General features: G+C 52.7%; 20 protein-coding genes, 8 tRNA genes and 2 rRNA genes. All 30 read left to right on the top strand.

Annotated elements, in window-relative coordinates; all coding sequences use genetic code 11:
* Positions 1–83, top strand: a 23S ribosomal RNA gene (locus KNP82_RS09065); the annotation flags it as partial.
* 96 nt (positions 84–179) lie between these two features.
* A 5S ribosomal RNA gene (rrf, locus tag KNP82_RS09060) occupies positions 180–295 on the top strand.
* Positions 296–303: 8 nt separating this feature from the next.
* Positions 304–378 (top strand) — tRNA-Asn (locus KNP82_RS09055).
* Between the two features lie 5 nt (positions 379–383).
* Positions 384–458 (top strand) — tRNA-Glu (locus KNP82_RS09050).
* A 3-nt stretch (positions 459–461) separates the two neighbouring features.
* A tRNA-Val gene (locus KNP82_RS09045) sits at positions 462–537 on the top strand.
* Between the two features lie 29 nt (positions 538–566).
* Positions 567–639, top strand: a tRNA-Thr gene (locus tag KNP82_RS09040).
* A gap of 6 nt (positions 640–645) precedes the next feature.
* Positions 646–729 (top strand) — tRNA-Tyr (locus KNP82_RS09035).
* Positions 730–734: 5 nt separating this feature from the next.
* Positions 735–807, top strand: a tRNA-Lys gene (locus KNP82_RS09030).
* Between the two features lie 7 nt (positions 808–814).
* A tRNA-Gly gene (locus tag KNP82_RS09025) sits at positions 815–889 on the top strand.
* Positions 890–904: 15 nt separating this feature from the next.
* Positions 905–980, top strand: a tRNA-Ala gene (locus tag KNP82_RS09020).
* Positions 981–1179: 199 nt separating this feature from the next.
* Complete coding sequence (rocF, locus tag KNP82_RS09015; protein ID WP_021065188.1) at positions 1180–2082, top strand: arginase; 903 nt, start codon at positions 1180–1182, stop codon at positions 2080–2082.
* A 141-nt stretch (positions 2083–2223) separates the two neighbouring features.
* Positions 2224–2799 (top strand): RNA polymerase sigma factor SigW, encoded by a 576-nt coding sequence (gene sigW / locus KNP82_RS09010; RefSeq protein ID WP_021065187.1) that lies wholly within the window; start codon positions 2224–2226, stop codon positions 2797–2799.
* On the top strand, positions 2796–3431 hold the full coding sequence (locus KNP82_RS09005; protein WP_029594435.1) for a polymer-forming cytoskeletal protein: 636 nt from the start codon (positions 2796–2798) through the stop codon (positions 3429–3431). The genes sigW and KNP82_RS09005 overlap by 4 nt, the downstream gene beginning before the upstream one ends.
* A 135-nt stretch (positions 3432–3566) precedes the next feature.
* The gene (gene cdaA / locus KNP82_RS09000; RefSeq protein ID WP_021065185.1) at positions 3567–4427 is read left to right on the top strand and encodes a diadenylate cyclase CdaA; all 861 of its coding nucleotides are present in this window, start codon (positions 3567–3569) and stop codon (positions 4425–4427) included.
* Positions 4428–5708, top strand: coding sequence for a CdaR family protein (locus tag KNP82_RS08995; protein WP_029594436.1), 1281 nt, complete (start codon positions 4428–4430; stop codon positions 5706–5708).
* Between the two features lie 35 nt (positions 5709–5743).
* Positions 5744–7102 carry a phosphoglucosamine mutase gene (gene glmM / locus KNP82_RS08990; RefSeq protein WP_021065183.1) on the top strand — a complete coding sequence of 453 codons (1359 nt, stop codon included), beginning with the start codon at positions 5744–5746 and terminating at the stop codon, positions 7100–7102.
* Between the two features lie 359 nt (positions 7103–7461).
* Entirely contained in the window at positions 7462–9258 is a 1797-nt protein-coding gene (gene glmS, locus KNP82_RS08985; RefSeq protein ID WP_029594437.1) for a glutamine--fructose-6-phosphate transaminase (isomerizing), read from the top strand.
* Positions 9259–9475: 217 nt separating this feature from the next.
* On the top strand, positions 9476–10198 hold the full coding sequence (locus KNP82_RS15535) for an MFS transporter (RefSeq protein ID WP_241764559.1): 723 nt from the start codon (positions 9476–9478) through the stop codon (positions 10196–10198).
* Complete coding sequence (locus KNP82_RS15530) at positions 10158–10658, top strand: MFS transporter (protein ID WP_241764560.1); 501 nt, start codon at positions 10158–10160, stop codon at positions 10656–10658. The genes KNP82_RS15535 and KNP82_RS15530 overlap by 41 nt, the downstream gene beginning before the upstream one ends.
* A gap of 153 nt (positions 10659–10811) precedes the next feature.
* Complete coding sequence (locus tag KNP82_RS08975; RefSeq protein ID WP_029594438.1) at positions 10812–11372, top strand: hypothetical protein; 561 nt, start codon at positions 10812–10814, stop codon at positions 11370–11372.
* A 131-nt stretch (positions 11373–11503) separates the two neighbouring features.
* Positions 11504–12064 carry a YdhK family protein gene (locus KNP82_RS08970; RefSeq protein ID WP_029594439.1) on the top strand — a complete coding sequence of 187 codons (561 nt, stop codon included), beginning with the start codon at positions 11504–11506 and terminating at the stop codon, positions 12062–12064.
* Between the two features lie 113 nt (positions 12065–12177).
* Positions 12178–12657 (top strand): DUF2975 domain-containing protein, encoded by a 480-nt coding sequence (locus tag KNP82_RS08965; protein ID WP_029594440.1) that lies wholly within the window; start codon positions 12178–12180, stop codon positions 12655–12657.
* Between the two features lie 10 nt (positions 12658–12667).
* Positions 12668–12874, top strand: coding sequence for a helix-turn-helix domain-containing protein (locus KNP82_RS08960; protein WP_029594441.1), 207 nt, complete (start codon positions 12668–12670; stop codon positions 12872–12874).
* 96 nt (positions 12875–12970) lie between these two features.
* Positions 12971–13657: a DUF975 family protein gene (locus KNP82_RS08955; RefSeq protein ID WP_029594442.1), complete on the top strand. Its 687-nt coding sequence runs from the start codon at positions 12971–12973 to the stop codon at positions 13655–13657.
* Between the two features lie 67 nt (positions 13658–13724).
* Positions 13725–14657 (top strand): NAD(P)/FAD-dependent oxidoreductase, encoded by a 933-nt coding sequence (locus KNP82_RS08950; protein WP_251128690.1) that lies wholly within the window; start codon positions 13725–13727, stop codon positions 14655–14657.
* Positions 14658–14729: 72 nt separating this feature from the next.
* A complete protein-coding gene (locus KNP82_RS08945; RefSeq protein ID WP_214827645.1) occupies positions 14730–15203 on the top strand; it encodes a YfbM family protein in 474 nt (157 codons plus the stop codon).
* Positions 15191–15694, top strand: coding sequence for a GNAT family N-acetyltransferase (locus KNP82_RS08940; RefSeq protein WP_214827642.1), 504 nt, complete (start codon positions 15191–15193; stop codon positions 15692–15694). The genes KNP82_RS08945 and KNP82_RS08940 overlap by 13 nt, the downstream gene beginning before the upstream one ends.
* An 85-nt stretch (positions 15695–15779) precedes the next feature.
* The gene (locus KNP82_RS08935; protein ID WP_021065862.1) at positions 15780–16223 is read left to right on the top strand and encodes a MarR family winged helix-turn-helix transcriptional regulator; all 444 of its coding nucleotides are present in this window, start codon (positions 15780–15782) and stop codon (positions 16221–16223) included.
* A 3-nt stretch (positions 16224–16226) separates the two neighbouring features.
* Positions 16227–18881 (top strand): MMPL family transporter, encoded by a 2655-nt coding sequence (locus tag KNP82_RS08930; protein ID WP_214827637.1) that lies wholly within the window; start codon positions 16227–16229, stop codon positions 18879–18881.
* A gap of 100 nt (positions 18882–18981) precedes the next feature.
* Complete coding sequence (locus tag KNP82_RS08925; protein ID WP_021065864.1) at positions 18982–19266, top strand: putative quinol monooxygenase; 285 nt, start codon at positions 18982–18984, stop codon at positions 19264–19266.
* Positions 19267–19269: the final 3 nt, after the last annotated feature.

The raw sequence follows: 19269 nt of genomic DNA, 5'->3' as shown, positions 1-19269 counted from the left end.
AGACGATGAGGTAGATAGGTCATGGGTGGAAGCACGGCGACGTGTGGAGCTGAATGATACTAATCGGTCGAGGCTTTGATCTAGTCTAATGGTTTGTGTGAATTGATGAGTCTTCAGTTTTCAGGGAACAACCCTGAAATGGATTGACACGCCCTTGGGGCGATGTTAATATTCTTTTGTCTGGTGGCGATAGCGAAGCGGCCACACCCGTTCCCATGCCGAACACGGAAGTTAAGCGCTTCAGCGCCGAAAGTAGTTGGGGGTCTCCCCCTGTGAGGATAGGACGCTGCCAGGCAAGATCGTTCCGCAATAGCTCAGTGGTAGAGCAACCGGCTGTTAACCGGTAGGTCGTAGGTTCAAATCCTACTTGCGGAGCCAATTAAGGCCCGTTGGTCAAGCGGTTAAGACACCGCCCTTTCACGGCGGTAACACGGGTTCGAATCCCGTACGGGTCACCATTTGGAGGATTAGCTCAGCTGGGAGAGCACCTGCCTTACAAGCAGGGGGTCGGCGGTTCGATCCCGTCATCCTCCACCATCTTTTTAATAAACAATCAAACCATATATGCCGGTGTAGCTCAGTTGGTAGAGCATCTGACTTGTAATCAGAGGGTCGAGGGTTCGAATCCTTTCGCCGGCACTCCTTGGGGGGGTAGCGAAGTGGCTAAACGCGGCGGACTGTAAATCCGCTCCCTCGGGTTCGGCGGTTCGAATCCGCCCCCCCCCACCAGGTTTGAGCCATTAGCTCAGTTGGTAGAGCATCTGACTTTTAATCAGAGGGTCGCAGGTTCGAGCCCTGCATGGCTCATTTTTATGCGGAAGTAGTTCAGTGGTAGAATACGACCTTGCCAAGGTCGGGGTCGCGGGTTCGAATCCCGTCTTCCGCTCCATATTATTCCCTTGACGGGGCCTTAGCTCAGCTGGGAGAGCGCCTGCCTTGCACGCAGGAGGTCAGCGGTTCGATCCCGCTAGGCTCCACCATTTGTTTTTTTCTTAAGTTACTTATGACTTAAGTTTTTTTTTGCCTAAATCCATGAACCATTCACTTGAGAGTACAGAGAAAGGCAGCCTGCCACCATTCAGGCTGCCTTTTTGTATGTTTATTCATCATTGTGTGAAGTTGAACCACGCGTTTGGTAGCGTTTACAATGAAGCTATAAACGTTCAAGGGGGAATGGGGATGAATTGGTCATATATTGAAGTGCCGCTACGTTATGGACAGGGGAAACATGGCGTAGAACAAGGTCCATCAAAATTACGGACACTCGGATTGGAAACACTATTGCCAGCAGAAACGAAGCAACAGACGATCCGTGTCTTACCTGAATCTGAAATGATTAACAGTGAAGAGCATTTGAAGCGGGTAGATGGAGTCTTATACACGGTCCAAGAACTCGCGGAGGTCGTCGATGCAGACATTCAAGCGAAGCGATTCCCGTTGATCGTTGGGGGCGATCACAGCATGGCAATCGGAACGCTGGCGGGTCTTGCCAAAACGGGGCCATACGGTGTCATCTGGGTCGATGCGCACGCTGACCTGAACACGGGTGAGACCTCACCATCGGGCAATATTCATGGGATGCCACTTGCTGCGGCGATGGGGATGGGAGATATCCGCCTGACCGAGGTCGGTGGACGTGAACCGAAACTCGCGCCCGAACATTTGGTGTATATGGCGCTTCGGGATATCGACGAAGGTGAAATTCGAGAAATCAATCGACTCGGTATTAAAGTAATCACGGTCGAAGAGATTCGGACACGGGGCGTCGACGTCATGATGGACGAGGCACTCGCTTATTTGCGCGCACGTGTGGACCGGTTCTATCTTAGCTTCGATATGGATAGCTTGGATGCGAAACTTGTTCCAGGTACCGGCACGCCAGTCGATCAAGGACTGACCGCCGAAGAAGGCAAAGCCATCTTGGCCGAAGTAATGAAGGCTGACGATTTGATTGCGGTCGAACTCGTAGAATTAAATCCATCGCTCGATCATGATGACACAACGGCCCAGTTGGCGTTCGAGTTATGTAAGACGATTTTGAAATCCAAAGAAAACCTGTTATTGGAAAGTGAAACTGTCTGACGACCTTACAGTTTCCAAGTCTGTTTGCTACAATGGACTTGGAAACTTTTTTTATTGTCATGGGATTTTAATGAAACCTACATAGAGACAAATCCGTATAGAAGGATGACCGCATAGGTTGCGGAGAGGGGAAGTGGACTGATGGAACGGCTGACCACCCGTTTAGTCGACGAATTAAGGTCGGGGAATCATGATTCGTTTGCTGAGCTGGTAGAACTGTACAAGGATGGTGTCTTTGCTGTCGCTTATAAGATATTATATGATCGAGGCGAAGCGGAAGATGCTGCCCAGGAGACGTTTATTCGGGCGTATACCCGAATCGATACGTATGATCCCCAGTACAAGTTCAAGACGTGGATTTACCGGATTGCGACAAACGTGGCAATCGACCGTCTGAGAAAGCGAAAGCCGGAATATTCAATGGATGCCGAGATTGCGGGCACCGATGGCTTGACCTACCAGGACCACTTGGCTGATGAAGCACCCCAACCCGACGCCCAAGTCGTTCATCGCGAAATTCGAGGCGAGATGCATGAAGCGATTAAACAGCTGCCCGACAAGTATCGGATTCCATTGCTGTTGAAATACGTGGATGACTTATCGCTTAAGGAAATTAGCGTCATGATCGATATGCCGGTTGCTACGGTTAAAACAAGGATCTTCCGGGGAAGAGAAATGTTAAAAACAATCTTTCAAAACAGGGAGGGGTTCAATTGACTCCTGAAGAAAAAGTACAACAATATTTGGAAGATGGCATCCTGCCCGAAGAATCTGACGAACTACGTCAATTGTTGGAGGACGACGATTTATATGAAGCGTACCTCCACTACGAACGAATAGATGCCGAACTGAAGGCCTTACCACGGCCCAAACTATCCGATGATTTTACAGCCCGTGTCATGGCGTCCTTACCGGAAGCGAAAGCACGGGTCGAGGTCGCACCAGTGACTCGATTTGAAGAAAAAGTCCGGACGAAACAGAAACCACAATCTAAATGGATGACGTGGTTCCGTAAGCATCCAGGACTGATGGCGGCCGCTCTCTTCTTTAGTTTGATGTCGAGCGCGACACTTGGCTTATGGAATGAATCGACGGAGACGATGACATACACGAAAGTGCCGGGCATCGTTGTGACATCGAACGAGGTGGTCGTCCCACAAGGTGTAACTGTCGAACGGGACATCACGGTGCAAGGCGGTGACCTCCGGATTGAAGGGACGGTCAACGGGAACGCGACGGCCGTAAATGGTCGGGCTTATCTGGCTAGCGCTGGAGAAGTCACGGGAGAACTCGAACAAATTGATCGGATGTTTGAGTGGATGTGGTATTCGTTCAAACAAATCTTCTAAAAGAAGGCGCCGGAGACGGCGTCTTTTTGGTTCGTTTCAATCTGGTTTCGTTTTATCGTCTGGCGATGCGTGGTTTCAGAAATGTGATATAATGTAATTTGCACGAATTGGCTAGGTAGTTGAGGAGGGGAGCATTTGCCGCTACTTGAACAGGTTTCATTCTTATCATTCTTTAGTCTTTCAGAAAACGTACATTGGTACGATTATTTGAATGACGTTTTAGATATTGTCGTCGTCACGTATGTCATCTACAAATTGATGATGATTGTACGTGGGACAAAAGCGGTCCAATTGATTAAAGGGATTTCCATCATCCTTGTCAGCTGGTTCCTCAGCGGATTCTTTGGGTTGAAGACGTTACAGTTCTTATTGAACCAGGTCATCACCTACGGATTACTTGGGATTATCATCATCTTCCAACCGGAACTCCGACGTGGGCTCGAGCATCTAGGGCGAACGAGTAACTTGTTCGGTCGCACGAGCACAAGTGACGAGGATAAACAGCGTCAAATGATTGAAGCGATTGTCAGCTCGGCACAATATATGTCAAAACGTCGCATCGGTGCGCTGATTGCGATTGAACGCGATACGGGATTGAATGAATATGTCGAGACCGGGATTCGCATGGATTCACACATCACGTCACAACTGATTATCAACCTGTTCATTCCGAACACCCCGCTCCATGATGGGGCGATGATTATCCAAGATGGGAAAATTGCGGCAGCAGCCTGTTATTTACCATTGTCGGAAAGTCCACATATCGATAAAGCGCTAGGTACCCGACACCGGGCCGCCATCGGGGTTAGTGAAGTGACGGATAGCGTGACGCTCACCGTCTCTGAAGAAACAGGCGCCGTGTCGCTTGCGATCGCGGGACGTCTGTATCGAGAGTTGGATGAGGAGGGACTTCGCAATAAATTGATCCAAGAACTCGTTATTGAAGAAAAAGAGACGACACTCTCGTTCTTCAATAAAAAAGGGGGGGACAAGTAAGTGATTGATCAGTGGTTACAACATAAATGGTTTCTCCGCGTCATCGCACTTGCTTTAGCCATCCTACTTTATTTCATGGTCGCCGAGACGAGTTCGTCGACCAACTCCACAAACGCCCTCCCGATTGTCGGACAAAGTTCGATGACACTCGACGTTCCCGTCGAAGTGTTCTTCGATGAGGTGCAGTACGTGGCATATAACGTCCCAGAAGAAATGAGCGTCGAATTGCAAGGTCCGTCCAGCAGTTTGACGATGACCAAGTTGGTGAAAGATTATCAAGTCTTCGTCGATTTAACGAACCTTGGGACAGGCTTCCATCGCGTTCCGGTCGAGGCACGCGGCTTTGGCGGAGACGTCAACGTCGAACTCGAGCGGGATACGGTCGAAATCTATATTGACCGCAAACAGACGGTCGAAGTCCCGGTGTCGGTCAACTTATTGAATAAAGACCAATTGCCAGAAGGAAAAGTGGTCGGTGACGCCGACATCGAACCGACGACAGTGAAAGTGTCGGGCGGTGCCAGTCGGATTCAAAACGTTCAAGAAATCACGTTAAACGTCGATGTCGCCAATCAAAGTCAAACGTTCACGCGTGAATTGACGCCAACGATTTTAGATGCCAATGGCAATCCGCTCAATGTTACCGTCGAACCGAACATCATCAGTGTGTCGGTCCCGGTCTACGAACAAAGTGCCGTCTTCCCGATTGAGGCGGTGACGACCGGTGACGTGGCCGATGACTTCAGACTCGTCGACACGTTGCTAGAAGAAACGGAAGTCCGTGTCTTTGCGCCACCAGACGTGCTCGATGCAATCGACACCGTCGAGACGGAGCCAATCGATTTAGACGGCATCGACAAGACCGGAAAAGTGACCGCAACGCTCGCCGTGCCGGAGGGTGCCTCATCGCTTGAGATGAAGCAAGTGGAAGTCCAATTGCTCGTTCGAGCGGCGGATGAGTCGCGAGACGACACGGGTGAATTGACGGAACGAGTCCGATTGACAGTACCTGTGACCGTACGAGGATATGACCGAACGAACTTTACGCTCCAAGCCCCTGAAGTGATCGGGGTCACCTTGTCCGGGAAGCGGTCCCTCTTAGAGAGCATCACGTCGAACAGTGTGAGTGTGACCTTGGATTTGACGGGCCTCCCGAGCGGGTTACACGGGGTCGACGTCGACTATGAAGTACCAAAAGGTGTGACCGTCGTCTCACCGAAGACAATCGACATCGAGTTAACGAGCGTCGATGAACAAACCGAAACGTCCTCGATTCAATGAGGCGTTCAATCATACAAAAGTGAGGAATTGAATTTATGGGTAAATATTTTGGAACTGATGGAGTCCGCGGTGTCGCGAACTCAGAATTGACAGCAGAGTTAGCATATCGTTTAGGTCGTGCGGGCGGCTACGTGTTATCGAAACACTTGCCAGCCGGCGAACAGCCAAAAGTATTGATTGGCCGTGACACACGCATTTCAGGTCATATGCTTGAAGGTGCGCTCATCGCGGGTCTCCTATCAATCGGAGCCGAAGTGATGCGTCTCGGTGTCATCTCGACGCCAGGTGTCGCTTATTTGACGAAGTCGCTCGATGCGACGGCTGGTGTCATGATCTCGGCATCGCACAACCCGGTAGCCGATAACGGCATCAAGTTCTTCGGTAGCGACGGCTTCAAGCTCGACGACGCGACAGAAGCGGAAATCGAAGCGATTTTGGATGCGGCGGAAGACACGTTGCCACGCCCGGTCGGAAAAGACCTCGGCTTTGTCTCAGACTACTACGAGGGTGCACAGAAGTACCTTCAAATGTTGAAACAGACGGTTGACGAAGATTTCGACGGTCTCCATATTGCCCTTGACTGCGCCCATGGTGCGACGAGCGGATTGGCAGCACGTCTGTTTGCTGACCTCGAAGCGAACGTCTCGACGATTGGCAACTCGCCGAACGGCTTGAACATCAACGAAGGTGTCGGCTCGACACACCCTGAGCATTTGGCACAGTTCGTTCGTGAAAAAGGAGCGGACATGGGTCTTGCCTTTGACGGCGACGGCGACCGCTTGATTGCAATCGATGAGAACGGTGATATCGTCGACGGCGATAAAATCATGTACATCTGCGGGAAGTACTTGAGCGAGAAAGGCCGTCTCAAAGACAACACGATTGTCGCGACGGTCATGAGTAACCTTGGCTTCCATAAAGCGGTTGAAGATGCTGGCATGACGGCGCTTCAGACGGCGGTCGGTGACCGTTATGTCGTCGAAGAGATGAAGAAACACAACTACACACTCGGTGGCGAGCAGTCGGGTCACCTCATCTTCCTCGACCACTCGACGACGGGAGACGGCATGCTCTCTGGCGTTCAACTCGCTCAAATCGTGAAGACGACAGGCCGCAAGCTATCAGAACTCGCGGCTGAGATGCCGGTGTACCCACAAAAACTCGTCAACATCCGTGTCACGGACAAAAACGAGGCGATGAACGGCGACCGCGTTCTCGCGACGATTCAAGAAGCGGAAGCAGAAATGAACGGCAACGGCCGCATCCTCGTCCGCGCTTCTGGTACGGAACCGCTCGTGCGCGTCATGGCGGAAGCACCGACATCAGAAGAGTGTGACCGTTATGTCGAACGAATTGCACAAGTTGTCCGCGAAGATTACGGTGTAGAAGGATAATTTTGTCGAAATAGGGAATAAAACAAGGGAATCCGTCTGCGGGTTCCCTTTTTGTTTCCGTTTTGTCACTGTGAAATTATGTGATTTTCTTGACGAATGGAGGTGTGATTTGTACTATTAAGAGCGTGCCCTTAGAAACGGAAGGACACCCAGTACGAAACAAGCGCCAGAACTCTACGGAGTTGACGAGGTTGGAGGTTATCGAGTTTTCGGCGGATGCCTCCTAGTCGCCTGTCACGACTACAAGCAAACCCTCAAAACGCCCGGGCGACCGGACGGCCAAAGGGGAGCGCGTTGACAGCTCTTAGAAAAAGCCCGTTTCCTTTTTCGAGAAATCGAAAATAAAGGGAGATTTTTGTATGTGTGGAATTGTAGGAATGATTGGGAACACCGGAGCGAAGGAAATCCTTCTCAAAGGTCTTGAAAAACTTGAGTACCGTGGTTATGACTCGGCAGGTCTTGCTTTGATGCATGATAACGTGAACGTGCATAAAGAAGTCGGCCGAATCGCTGCGCTACGCGAAGTCGTCCCAGCAGAAGTAGATGGCACGATCGGAATCGGTCACACACGTTGGGCGACACACGGCGTGCCGAGCGTCCCGAACGCCCACCCGCACCAGAGCACGACGGGCCGCTTCACGCTCGTCCACAACGGTGTCATCGAGAACGACGAGCAGATCAAGGCGACGCTCGACGTCCCGTTCCTCTCGGAGACGGACACGGAAGTCATCGTCCAGTTGATGGAGAAGAACTTCGTCGAACTTGGCGACGTCGAGGCGGCGTTCCGCAAGACGTTGGCTGAGCTCCACGGCTCGTACGCAATCGCGATGATCGACTCAGAGGATCAAGAGCGCCTCTACATCGGTAAGAACAAGTCACCGCTCCTCGTCGGACTCGGCGACGGAACGTTCAACGTCGTGGCGTCTGACGCGATGGCGATGCTCCAAGTGACAGACCAGTACCTCGAGCTCCACGACGGCGAGATCGTCATCTTGACGCGCGAATCGGCGACGATCAAGACGCTCGACGGCGAGGTCCTCGAACGTGCCCCGTACACGGCCGAGATCGATGCGTCAGACATCGAGAAGGGCACGTACGCGCACTACATGTTGAAGGAGATGGACGAGCAACCGGCCGTCATCCGCAACATCATCCAACACTACCAGAACGAGAACGGTGACATCGAGCTGACGGAAGGCGTGCGCTCGCTCGTATCGGAAGCGGACCGCATCTATATCGTCGCTTGCGGTACGAGTTACCACGCTGGTCTTGTCGGCAAGCAATTGATTGAGCGCGTCGCAGGTGTGCCGACAGAAGTGCACGTCGCTTCTGAGTTCGGTTACAACATGCCACTCCTCACAGAGAAGCCGTTGTTCCTCTTTATCTCACAATCAGGTGAGACAGCGGACAGCCGTGCCGTCCTCGTCGAGGTGAAGAAGCGCGGCTACAAGGCGCTTACACTCACGAACGTTGCCGGTTCGACGCTCTCACGTGAAGCGAATGAGACGATGCTCCTCCACGCCGGCCCGGAAATTGCGGTCGCGTCGACGAAAGCATACACGGCCCAAATCGCCGTGCTCGCCATCCTCGCCTACGACATCGCTCGTGCGAACGGCAAGAAGCTTCCGTTTGACCTCATGACAGAGCTCGCGCGTATCGCGACGATCATGGACTCGGTCATGGCTCAAAAAGAAATCTTTGAGCAATTGGCAGACAAGTTCTTGAAAGAGTCACGCAACGCGTTCTTCCTCGGTCGCGGTATGGATTCATACGTCGGTCTCGAAGGTGCCCTCAAGCTCAAAGAGATCTCGTATATCCAAGCAGAAGGCTACCCAGGTGGTGAGCTCAAGCACGGACCAATCGCCTTGATTGAAGATGGCACACCGGTCATCACACTCGTCTCGCAACCGAACACGCACCTCAACATCCGCGGAAACATCAAGGAAGTTGTCGCTCGTGGCGCCATTGCTTGCACGATTTCGATGGAAGGCATGGAACACGAGAGTGATTCATTCGTCTTGCCGCGTGTCGAGCCACTGCTCACGCCGCTCGTGACGGTGTTACCGCTTCAACTCATTTCTTATTACGCGGCACTTGCGCGTGATTGCGATGTCGACAAGCCACGTAACTTGGCGAAATCAGTCACAGTCGAATAAATGATAGGCCAAGATCTTTCGGGATCTTGGCTTTTTTTGTTGTGATTTACGTCATGCGAACCGGCTTGTATACTGAAGGTATAACGACTAAGGAGAGAACGCCATGCAAATCCAACTATTTGACACATTCATCCTGCCGGAGGACGTGCGTTCATAAGTTGGCCACCTCCTCCGATGATTCACTGTATTGGAACAATCCTATCGGAGGAATATACAATTGAAGATTCAACAGCTGTATTATGCAGTATCGAGTTCGCGTTCGCTCATCATACAGATGGTGTTCACGTTGAACGCCATCTATTATGTGACGACCGCCGAGTTGAATGCGTTACAACTCGTCTTGATCGGAACGATATTAGAAGTATCAATTTTACTATTTGAGCTACCGACCGGTCTCGTCGCCGATTTATATGGGCGGAAGCGGTCGATGGTCATCGGTATCGGTTTGATTGGACTGGCCCATTTGCTAGAAGGGGGCATCCCTGAATTTTGGGCCATCGCGGTCGCGTCAGCGTTATGGGGTATCGGCTGGACGTTCATTAGCGGGGCCGAACAGGCATGGATTGCCGATGAGATGGGGAATGACGGCTTAGAACAAGTGTTTTTGCGAGGTGCACAGTATAGCTCGCTCGGCCGCTTCGTCGGGATTGGGTTCGCCGTCCTCCTCGCTGAAGTCACGTCTGTCCAAATGACAATCGTGCTTGCCGGGGGGATGTTGGTGACGCTCGCGATCATCGCATGGCGCGTCTTGCCAGAGACGCGGTTCGAACCGATCACGCGAGCCGATACGTCGAATCTCGTGCAAGCGAAACGGACGGTTCGGGACGGATACACTCATATCCGTGGCAATTCGATTCTCGTCGGCTTGGCTGCCATCACGCTCGTCTGGGGTCTCGCTAGTGAAGGATTCGACCGGTTTATGGGGCGCGCATTTGATTGAGACGTTCCAGTTGTCGGAACAGGCGGCCGTGTATTGGTTCGGCTTGTTCTATGCCGTCGCGTTTCAACTCAACATGTTGGTGTTGAAAGGTGTCGAGCTATACGTCAAAGGACGCTATGCGACGACCTTGTTTTGGTTCAACGTGCTGCTCATCATCGCGATGCTTGCTTTCGCCTCGGTCGGACAGTTTTGGTTGGCCGTGTTGCTGTATTGGACGATTGCGGCACTGCGTAACGTGCACTATCCGCTCATGAGCGTCATGACGAACGAGCGGCTCCCATCGAAAGGCCGGGCGACGATTTTGTCGATGTTCGGTCAGGTCGACGCGTTCGGTCAAGTCGCCGGGGGTCCGCTGATTGGATTGCTCGCCCTTTACACGTCGATTCAAGTAGGGCTTGGGGCAGCGGCGCTCTTGCTCCTCCCGATGTTGGTTATCTTGAGAAAAATCAAGCACCATTGAGGCACAGACCGTCCCGTGATTCGTTTGGGGACGGTCTTTTTGTGACGATGTGGAGAATTCGATTGGAAACCGCCAACTAGAAAGAGAGAACTCGTTTCATAGTTGAAAAAGTGGTCAATAGGATAGTAGGACACATAAAAGGGGATGAGCATCATGAACATTGTCCATGGAAGTCACCGGACGCATTGGGCAATCGGGTTGTTGATTGGTTTAGTGTCGTTCCTACTCAGCAGTTTCCTCTTCAGTCTCTTCATTGAAGCCGGTGTGCTCGTCACGTTCCTCACCGGTGTCGTCGGCAGCATCTTGTTGTTCTTATTGCTCGGTCACCGAGAACACTTGATTCGAAATGTCGGTTTGAGCACGATTGGCATGGTCGCCTCCATCTTGCTCGGGTTTGCGGTCGGTGAAACGTTCGCAGCCATCTTCCCGACGCTCGGTGACACGTACGGAAACACGGCATTCCTGATTATGTTGACGACGGCCTTCGGTACGATGCTCGGCGTCATCGTGTACGGGAAGAAGGCACTCGGCTTCTTCCTATTGGCCAGCTTCGTCACGGCACTCGTGTTGACCGTCTTGATTGAAGTCACGAACGTGATGCAAGGCCAGTTCTGGCAAGGGGTTGATTTGAATTACGTGCTCATCGTGACGACGATCGGAGCGGTGGCCGGGTTCGCGCTCGGCTTGTTCGAGGATGTGAAGCACGCGAATTAATTAGAAGATCGCCGCGAGGCGGTCTTTTAATGTATCAAAGCGATAACAAATCATCGCATCGGTCTCAAAAACGTCTCACCACCTCGATAGCAGGGTAACGTATAAAGATAAAGACGTAAGGGAGAGATTCGATGAGACAGAAAAAATGGATGACCGGTTTGAGCGTGATGTTGCTCGCGACGACTTTGGCAGCTTGTGGAGATGCCGAGGAGGAGCAGACGAGCGACTCGACAGAAGAACATTCGGACCATTCGATGATGGACCATTCGGGATCAGGAGAGGTGCCGAGCGGATTAAGTGAAGCGACAGATCCGACGTTCCAGGTCGGGTCGACCGCGATGATGACGGCCGACCATATGCCGGGCATGGATGGCACCGAGGCGACAATCGTCGGTGCATATGACACGACCGTCTATTCGGTCTCTTATACCCCGAGGGATGGGGGCAATCCGGTCGAGGATCACAAGTGGGTCATTCACGAAGAACTCGACAATCCAGGCGAGGCACCGTTAGAAGAAGGGACCGAAGCCACTCTGGCCACAGACCATATGGACGGGATGGACGGCGCCGAGGCGACGATTGATTCGGCCGAACAGACGACGGTGTATATGGTCGACTTCACGACAAACGACGGGGAAGACGTCACGAACCACAAATGGGTCACAGAGGATGAACTCGAAGCCCTAAAATAAAGATCAACCTCAGGATATCCTGAGGTTTTTATTTATTAACGACTATTATTTATTGATAAACGATAAAAAACAGATTATGATGAAGGTATCAAACGAGGTGAGGTGTCTGAATCATGAAACGAGAGACGGTTTTTTTACGGTTGGCCGTATTCGTTCTGGCTGTCCCGATTGTGGCGGCCTGCTTGTTTTTACTTCCGTACATTTGGCGCGAGGCGGTCGAGAGTGGGAGTTGGATTGAGGACTCGATTCGTCCGATTGTGATTGGTATGTATGTATCGGCCATCCCGTTCTTCATTGCGTTGTTCCAAGCGTTCATGCTGCTCCGGTTGATCGACCGCGACGAAGGGTTCTCGTATCGGGCTGTCCAATCACTCCGCACAATCAAGTATTGTGCGTTGGCAATCACGGCCGTCTATATCGGAACGCTCCCGTTCTTCTACTGGTTCGCCGAGCGAGATGATGCGCCTGGGTTCCTTCTCATCGGGCTCGTCTTTGTGTTTGCCGCGTTCGTCGTCGCCGTATTCGCGGAACTGTTACAGAAACTATTGAAGCGTGCCATCGACATGAAGCAAGAAAATGATTTGACGGTCTGAGGTGAGACATATGGCGATTATCGTAAATCTTGACGTAATGTTGGCGAAACGAAAGATGAGTGTGACCGAGCTGTCTGAAAAAGTGGGCATCACGATGGCGAACTTGTCGATTTTAAAGACCGGCAAAGCGAAAGCGATTCGTTTCTCGACGCTCGAAGCAATCTGTCAGGCGCTCGACTGTCAGCCGGGCGACATTTTAGAATATCGGGAAGATTGATGGACAGGGCGATTGCCCTGTTTTTTTGTGGAGTTTGAAACATTTTCCATCACGTTGCGTATAAGACAGGAAAGAAGAACGAAAAGGGGAAACAAGATGATTCAGACATGGAATGAACGGGCGCGCGCCGCAGTAAAAGGGAAGACGGGTACATTGATTATCTGGTCATTTGTGTGCTCGATTGTATTAGAGATTGGATTGATGATGGATCCGTATTATTTCGGGTTCGAATATGATTCATTGGCACTCACTCTGATCAGTCTAGCGGGTCTCATCTTGTACGCGGGACTGCTCCCGGTCATCATCGGTTACAACTGGTTGATGTTAGAAACGGTCCGCGGGAAGTCGTCGTCGTTACGCGATGTCTTTACGCCGTTCCGACATCGCTACGGTAAACATTTGCTTGCCGGATTGCTCGTCATGTTGTTCCAAGTGCTATGGTCATTGTTACTACTTGTACCGGGCATCGTGAAGTACTTCTCGTACGCCTTCACCTTCTTTATCTTGCGCGACGAGCCCGATTTGTCCATCACAGAGGCGATCACGAAATCACGGACGTTGATGCGCGGACGAAAGTGGGAAGCATTCAAGTTGATTTTGCCATTCATCCCGCTATTCTTGGTCGGATTAACGTTCTTTATCAGCATCGAATCCGTCATTCTCGGATCGTTGATTTACCTCGTTGCGATTGCACTAATCCGCCCGTTCATCGTCAGCCGTTTCGCCGTCATGTATGAAGACACGCGCTGTGAGTATGATGAGCAATGGAATCGATCGGCGTGAAGCGCATCGGTTCCGGCGACGGGTCCTCGGTCATGATACAATCTTCCTGACAGAAGGGGGAATGGACATGAACATTGGTATTATTGGTGCCGGACTGAGCGGGATTGTCGCAGCACGCGACCTCGCCCGTCACGGTCATACAGTTGAATTGATTGAAAAGAGTCGGAGCGTCGGGGGACGCTTGGCGACGAGACGGATCGGAGACGGCAAAGCCGATCACGGGGCTGTCTATTTCACCGTACGAGGGGAAGAACTCAAACAAGATGTCGCCGACTGGCAGACGAAAGGGTGGGTCAACGTGTGGTACGCCGACCCGTATCCGCGCTACGTCGCCGTCGACGGGATGAACGTCTTGGCCAAACGGTTGGCTGACGGATTGACCGTCCATTTGAACGAACGGGTCGAGACGGTCACGACACGAGATGGTCAGGTCAGCGTCCAGACGGATGTGACGACGCGACAGTATGACCGTCTCCTCATCACGTCGCCGCTCCCGCAGACGCTCGACTTGCTCGCAGATTTTCCGGTCGATGCGGCGTTACGTGAATTGACGTACGCCCCGACGTTTGTCGGTTTGTTCGAATTGGCAAGCGATACTCCCATCGGTCCGGACGGGATTCTCGATACAGACTTGGCGCCGGGTATCTTGAAAGTCATCAACAACCGCCAAAAAGGCATCTCGGCGACCGAACTCGTCAGCGTCTATATGGACGAGTCGTGGAGCGAGGAGTGGTATGAACGAGCGGACGAAGACACGCTTCGTGAGATTGAGCGCCTGTTGCAAACGGTGACAGGGTCGGCGGTGATTCAATCGAGGCAGTTGAAACGGTGGCGCTATGCGCAGGCGACCGACGTCTGGAACGAGCCTTACCATCGATTGCGTGACGAGCCGATTTTCTTGGCCGGTGACGTCTTCCTCGAGCCGGATGACGCTTCAGGCCGGACTCGGTTCGAGAGCGCGTACGTCTCAGGACTCCGTGTCGCGGAAGCGATGCGCTAAACCTTCTTCGGAAGGTTTTTTTCATGACCGTGCCGAATAGTCAGACATATGAATTGGAGAGGGGAATCAGACATGGGGATGGTTGGCGCATACATGCGGGTATCGGTCGAAGAGTTGACAGCACTGCTTCAAGAGCCGGAGCGTTTCGAGCAACTGTTAGAAGATGAGGAACGACAGACCGATATCGATAAGGCGTGGCACGGTCTTTACTTTTTATTGACCGGGGCGACCGATTTGAACGAGATCGACCGTCATTCGCTCGGGAAGGCAGTCTTCGGAGGGGATGTCATCGACGAAGAGACGGGCATCGCCTATTTGATGCCGGGAGAAGTCGAGGACTTGTCGACCCGACTTCAATACATCGAGCTGGAGGCGCTAGAAGCGCGCTACGACGTCGCGACGATGAACGAGCAGGAACTGTACCCATTTGAACGGGAGTGGGGACTCGAGGAAAAACAGTACTTATTGGACCAGTTCGATGAGTTGAAACGTGTCTTCGCCCAGGCGTCGAGACAGCGGGAGGCGCTCGTCACATGGATCGGGTAAGCGTAAAGGCGTTACGTCTTCAAGATGAGGCGTTGCTGTATGAGTTCGAGTGCGAGAATCGCACGTATTTCGAGCGTTCGGTTCCGAGCCGAGGCGACACCTACTATGAGCCGGAATCATTCCATCAGGCGTTGCAGCAACTATTGAGCGAGCAGGCGGACGGGGACGGATGCTATTACTTGATGTGGTACGACGATACAATCGTCGGGCGTCTGAACGTCCATCACACCGATACCGACACTGGTGAGGTCGGTTACCGGGTCGGGGCGGAGCATGGGGGCCGCGGGTATGCCACGGCGGCCCTGCGCCAATTGTTGACGTTCGAGTTGCCTGGATTCAATCGATTGAGAGCTGAGACGACGAGCGACAATGTGGCGTCCCAACACGTATTAAGGGGTGCCGGTTTTATCCGTGATGGCGAGGCACGACAGCTGGAATGGGAAGGACGAACGCTGACGTTTTATACATATGTGTATCCACTCGACCGGTGAAGGAACAACTTCATCGGTCGTTTTAGTTGACGGTTGATAGTTTAGGTCATAAACTATCCTTATCTAGTTTAGGGGGTAAACCAAAATGAAGGAATTGATGCGGGAAGCCGTCCAGTTGTTCGAAGAGGTCATGTTCCAAGGTGCGGAGCATGTCATCGAGGCAATGGACGGTGACGTCTGGCATGATTATTCGCGGGAACAACTGCAGCTACTCAAGCTGCTCGAACAGTTCGGTCCGATTCAAGCCGGGCAATTGGCCCAAAAACAAGGAGTTCATAAGAGCGCCGTCTCCAACCGGTTAAAAAAGCTCGTCGACAAAGAGCTCGTCGTCAGTCGACGCGGGCATGACCAGCGCGAGCGGTTGATTGAGTTGACGGAAGCCGGACATCGCATCGTCGAAGAAGCGGATGCGGCCGTCTACCGTTATGTCGAATCGTTGCTCGACGGAAACATCGAAGAGACAGAAATCGAACAGTTCGTCCGGACGTTCCGGAAAATTAAACAGCTGCTTCGAATTGGGGAGGAATAACACGTGCATAAAATCATCCAATGGCGCTGGGGCATCTTAATCGGTCTCATCGTCTTGACAGCCGCCTTGTTTGTGGCGGCCCCGAACTTGACGAAGCAGGCCGAACAAGCCGGCAGCTTCCAATTATCAGAGGATATGGACTCGCAGCGGGTGCAGGACATCTTGAACGCCGCCGGGAAGAGCGACAAGACAATTTCACTCGTCTATGAGTTCGAAACGCTCGGTGATGCCGAACGGGCCGATATTTCCCGGGTCATCGACGAGATGGAACAAAACGACACGGTCGTCAAAGACGTACTCGACCCGTTTGAAAGTGAAGAGACGGAAGCACAGCTCGTCTCGGAGGACGGCCGCATCGTGCTCGTCCCAATCACGGTCGAAGGGTCGATGGAAGACATCAACGCCTTCGCAGACGACGTGCGGGCGAACATTCTCCCGGAAGACGAGACGGTCTACATCACAGGTGAAGAAATCATCAACAACGATGTGAACTTGAGTGCGCAGGAAGGCTTGAAGAAGACGGAAATCATCACGGTCGTCCTCATTTTCGGACTGCTCCTACTCGTGTTCCGCTCAATCGTGACACCGTTCATCCCGCTCATTGCGGTCGGATTCACGTATTTATTGAGCCAATCGTTCGTCGCATTCTTTGTTGATTGGTTTGGTTTCCCGGTCTCGAACTATACGCAGATTTTCCTCGTGGCCATCTTGTTCGGGATTGGAACCGACTATTGTATTTTGCTGCTCAGCCGGTATAAAGAAGAGCTCGGCGCGGGTCACGCGATTGAAGATGCCATCGTCAACACGTACAAAACGGCAGGGCGGACAGTCCTCATCAGCGGTCTCGCCGTGTTCGTCGGCTTTGCGGCTATCGGTTTCGCCGATTTCCCAATCTTCAAATCAGCCGTCGCCGTCGCGGTCGGGATTGCTGTCTTACTGTTAATCTTGTTCACGGTCGTGCCGTTCTTTATGGCGACGCTCAAGCATCGTTTGTTCTGGCCCTCGAAAAAGGCGGGCGAACATCACGACAGCCGCCTCTGGGCCGGATTCAGCCGCATCTCGGTCAATCGGCCGTTCGTCTCGATTCTCGTCGTCGCGTTGATTACCGTACCGGTGTTGTTCACGTATGACGATGCCCGGTCATTCAATACGGTCGATGAGATCGGTGACGATTATGATTCCGTACGCGGCCTCAACTTGATTTCAGAAGGATTCGGGCAAGGGGAGTCGCTGCCGGTCCAAGTCATTTTGAAACAAGACGGCGACCTCTCCGAAGCGGAGATTCCGTATATCGAGAAGTTCTCGAGTGAACTTGAAAAAATCGATGGGGTGAGCGGCGTCCGTTCGGTGACGCGTCCGACCGGTGACGTCATCGATGACTTTTACGTGGACACCCAGCTCGAACAAGTGAGTGCAGGATTGACGGAAGCCGAGACTGGCCTCGGTGACGTCCAGGATGGACTCACGCAAGTGGAAGCTGGTCTTGACGCCGTCGTCAATCAATTGCCGGGCGGTTCAACGAACGCCGGTGCCCCGCTCGCGGAAGCGGCAGCGGGACTCGGTCAATTGAACGCTCAGCTCGGTCTGATTGGCCAAGGACTCACGGCGACGCAAAATATTCCTGCGACCGTAACGCAGCTCGGGCAAGTGTCGGCCGGTCTCGGTCAAATCGAGGCAGGCATTAACGAGGCAGCTACGGCATTGACAGCACAAGGCGCCCAAGCCGGGGAACTCGGAACGGGTCTCGGACAACTCGCTGCTGGTGTCGGTGAAGCGAACGCAGGGCTTGTTCAAATCGAGACAGGCATCAATGAAGTGGCAGCATTCCTATCAGACCTGAGTAGCTCGGACAGCCTGCGCGATACGGGCGTCTATCTACCGGAAGGGACGCTCACGTCAGAGGAGTTCGCTCCAGCTATCGAGCGCTACGTGTTTGACGACGGGACGGCGACACAGCTCGAGGTCATCCTCGAGATGAACCCATATTCGCCGGAAGCGATTGACACGGTCGAGACCGTGAAAGCGACGATGGACCGGGTCGTCACCGATACGCCGTTCGCGGAGGCAACGATTGGGTATGCCGGTATCTCGAGCATTAACAGCGACTTGAATGAGACGTCGACGAACGATTTCAATCGGACCGTCGCCATCATGCTCGTGACGCTGTTCATCGTTTTGACGGTGTTGTTCCGGTCGATGGTCATGCCGCTCTATATGATTGGCTCACTCTTATTGACGTATTACACGTCAGCAGCCATCACGGAGCTCATCTTCGTCGAAGGACTCGGCTATGACGGCATCAGTTGGGCTGTTCCGTTCTTCGGGTTCGTCATGTTGATCGCCCTTGGCATCGACTATTCGATTTTCCTGCTCGACCGGTTCCGCGAGGAGTCGATCAACGGGATGACGGTGCGCGACGCGCTCGTCCATTCGATGACGAAGATGGGGACGGTCATCATGACAGCGGCCGTCATTCTTGCCGGTACGTTCGGGGCGATGATCCCGTCTGGCGTACTCAGTCTCGTCCAGATTGCGACGATCGTCATCACCGGACTGTTGTTATACGGATTGATTGTGTTGCCACTGCTCATCCCAGCAATCACGGTATCGTTCGGGGACGGGGTATGGTGGCCGTTCAAACCGAAACACAAGAAATAATTGCAAGCGGGCGTCTCAATCGAGATGCCCGCTTTTGGGATAGATTCGTTTCGTTTAGGGAACAGATGAACGAACAGATGATTAAAAGGAGGAATCGCGTATGGAAATTACGATTACCGCTATTTTGAAGGCGCACCCGGGTAAAGAGGACGAGTTGCGACGAGCGCTCGATGAGGTCATTCCCCCGTCGAGACAAGAAGAAGGATGTTTGACGTATGTGCTCCATGAGTCAATCGACGCACCGGGCACGTTCGTGTTCTATGAGAAGTATCGAGACGAGACGGCGCTCAACGCGCACATCAACTCATCTCACTATCAGGCGTATCGGAAGGCGGCAGAGACGTTGCTCGCGGTTCGTGAGGTGTATCGTCTCCACGAAGTCTGAAAG

Source organism: Exiguobacterium sp. s26, from assembly GCF_018618235.1.
Lineage (GTDB): Bacteria > Bacillota > Bacilli > Exiguobacteriales > Exiguobacteriaceae > Exiguobacterium > Exiguobacterium chiriqhucha.
Note: the sequence above shows the minus strand (reverse complement) of the source record. Positions and strands in the feature narration are given on the sequence as shown.

Coding starts and splice junctions, on each gene's coding strand:
- rocF (WP_021065188.1), top strand. CDS start 1,180: ATGAATTGGTCATATATTGAAGTGCCGCTACGTTATGGACAGGGGAAA.
- sigW (WP_021065187.1), top strand. CDS start 2,224: ATGGAACGGCTGACCACCCGTTTAGTCGACGAATTAAGGTCGGGGAAT.
- glmM (WP_021065183.1), top strand. CDS start 5,744: ATGGGTAAATATTTTGGAACTGATGGAGTCCGCGGTGTCGCGAACTCA.
- glmS (WP_029594437.1), top strand. CDS start 7,462: ATGTGTGGAATTGTAGGAATGATTGGGAACACCGGAGCGAAGGAAATC.
- KNP82_RS08975 (WP_029594438.1), top strand. CDS start 10,812: ATGAACATTGTCCATGGAAGTCACCGGACGCATTGGGCAATCGGGTTG.
- KNP82_RS08970 (WP_029594439.1), top strand. CDS start 11,504: ATGAGACAGAAAAAATGGATGACCGGTTTGAGCGTGATGTTGCTCGCG.
- KNP82_RS08965 (WP_029594440.1), top strand. CDS start 12,178: ATGAAACGAGAGACGGTTTTTTTACGGTTGGCCGTATTCGTTCTGGCT.
- KNP82_RS08960 (WP_029594441.1), top strand. CDS start 12,668: ATGGCGATTATCGTAAATCTTGACGTAATGTTGGCGAAACGAAAGATG.
- KNP82_RS08955 (WP_029594442.1), top strand. CDS start 12,971: ATGATTCAGACATGGAATGAACGGGCGCGCGCCGCAGTAAAAGGGAAG.
- KNP82_RS08950 (WP_251128690.1), top strand. CDS start 13,725: ATGAACATTGGTATTATTGGTGCCGGACTGAGCGGGATTGTCGCAGCA.
- KNP82_RS08945 (WP_214827645.1), top strand. CDS start 14,730: ATGGGGATGGTTGGCGCATACATGCGGGTATCGGTCGAAGAGTTGACA.
- KNP82_RS08940 (WP_214827642.1), top strand. CDS start 15,191: ATGGATCGGGTAAGCGTAAAGGCGTTACGTCTTCAAGATGAGGCGTTG.
- KNP82_RS08935 (WP_021065862.1), top strand. CDS start 15,780: ATGAAGGAATTGATGCGGGAAGCCGTCCAGTTGTTCGAAGAGGTCATG.
- KNP82_RS08925 (WP_021065864.1), top strand. CDS start 18,982: ATGGAAATTACGATTACCGCTATTTTGAAGGCGCACCCGGGTAAAGAG.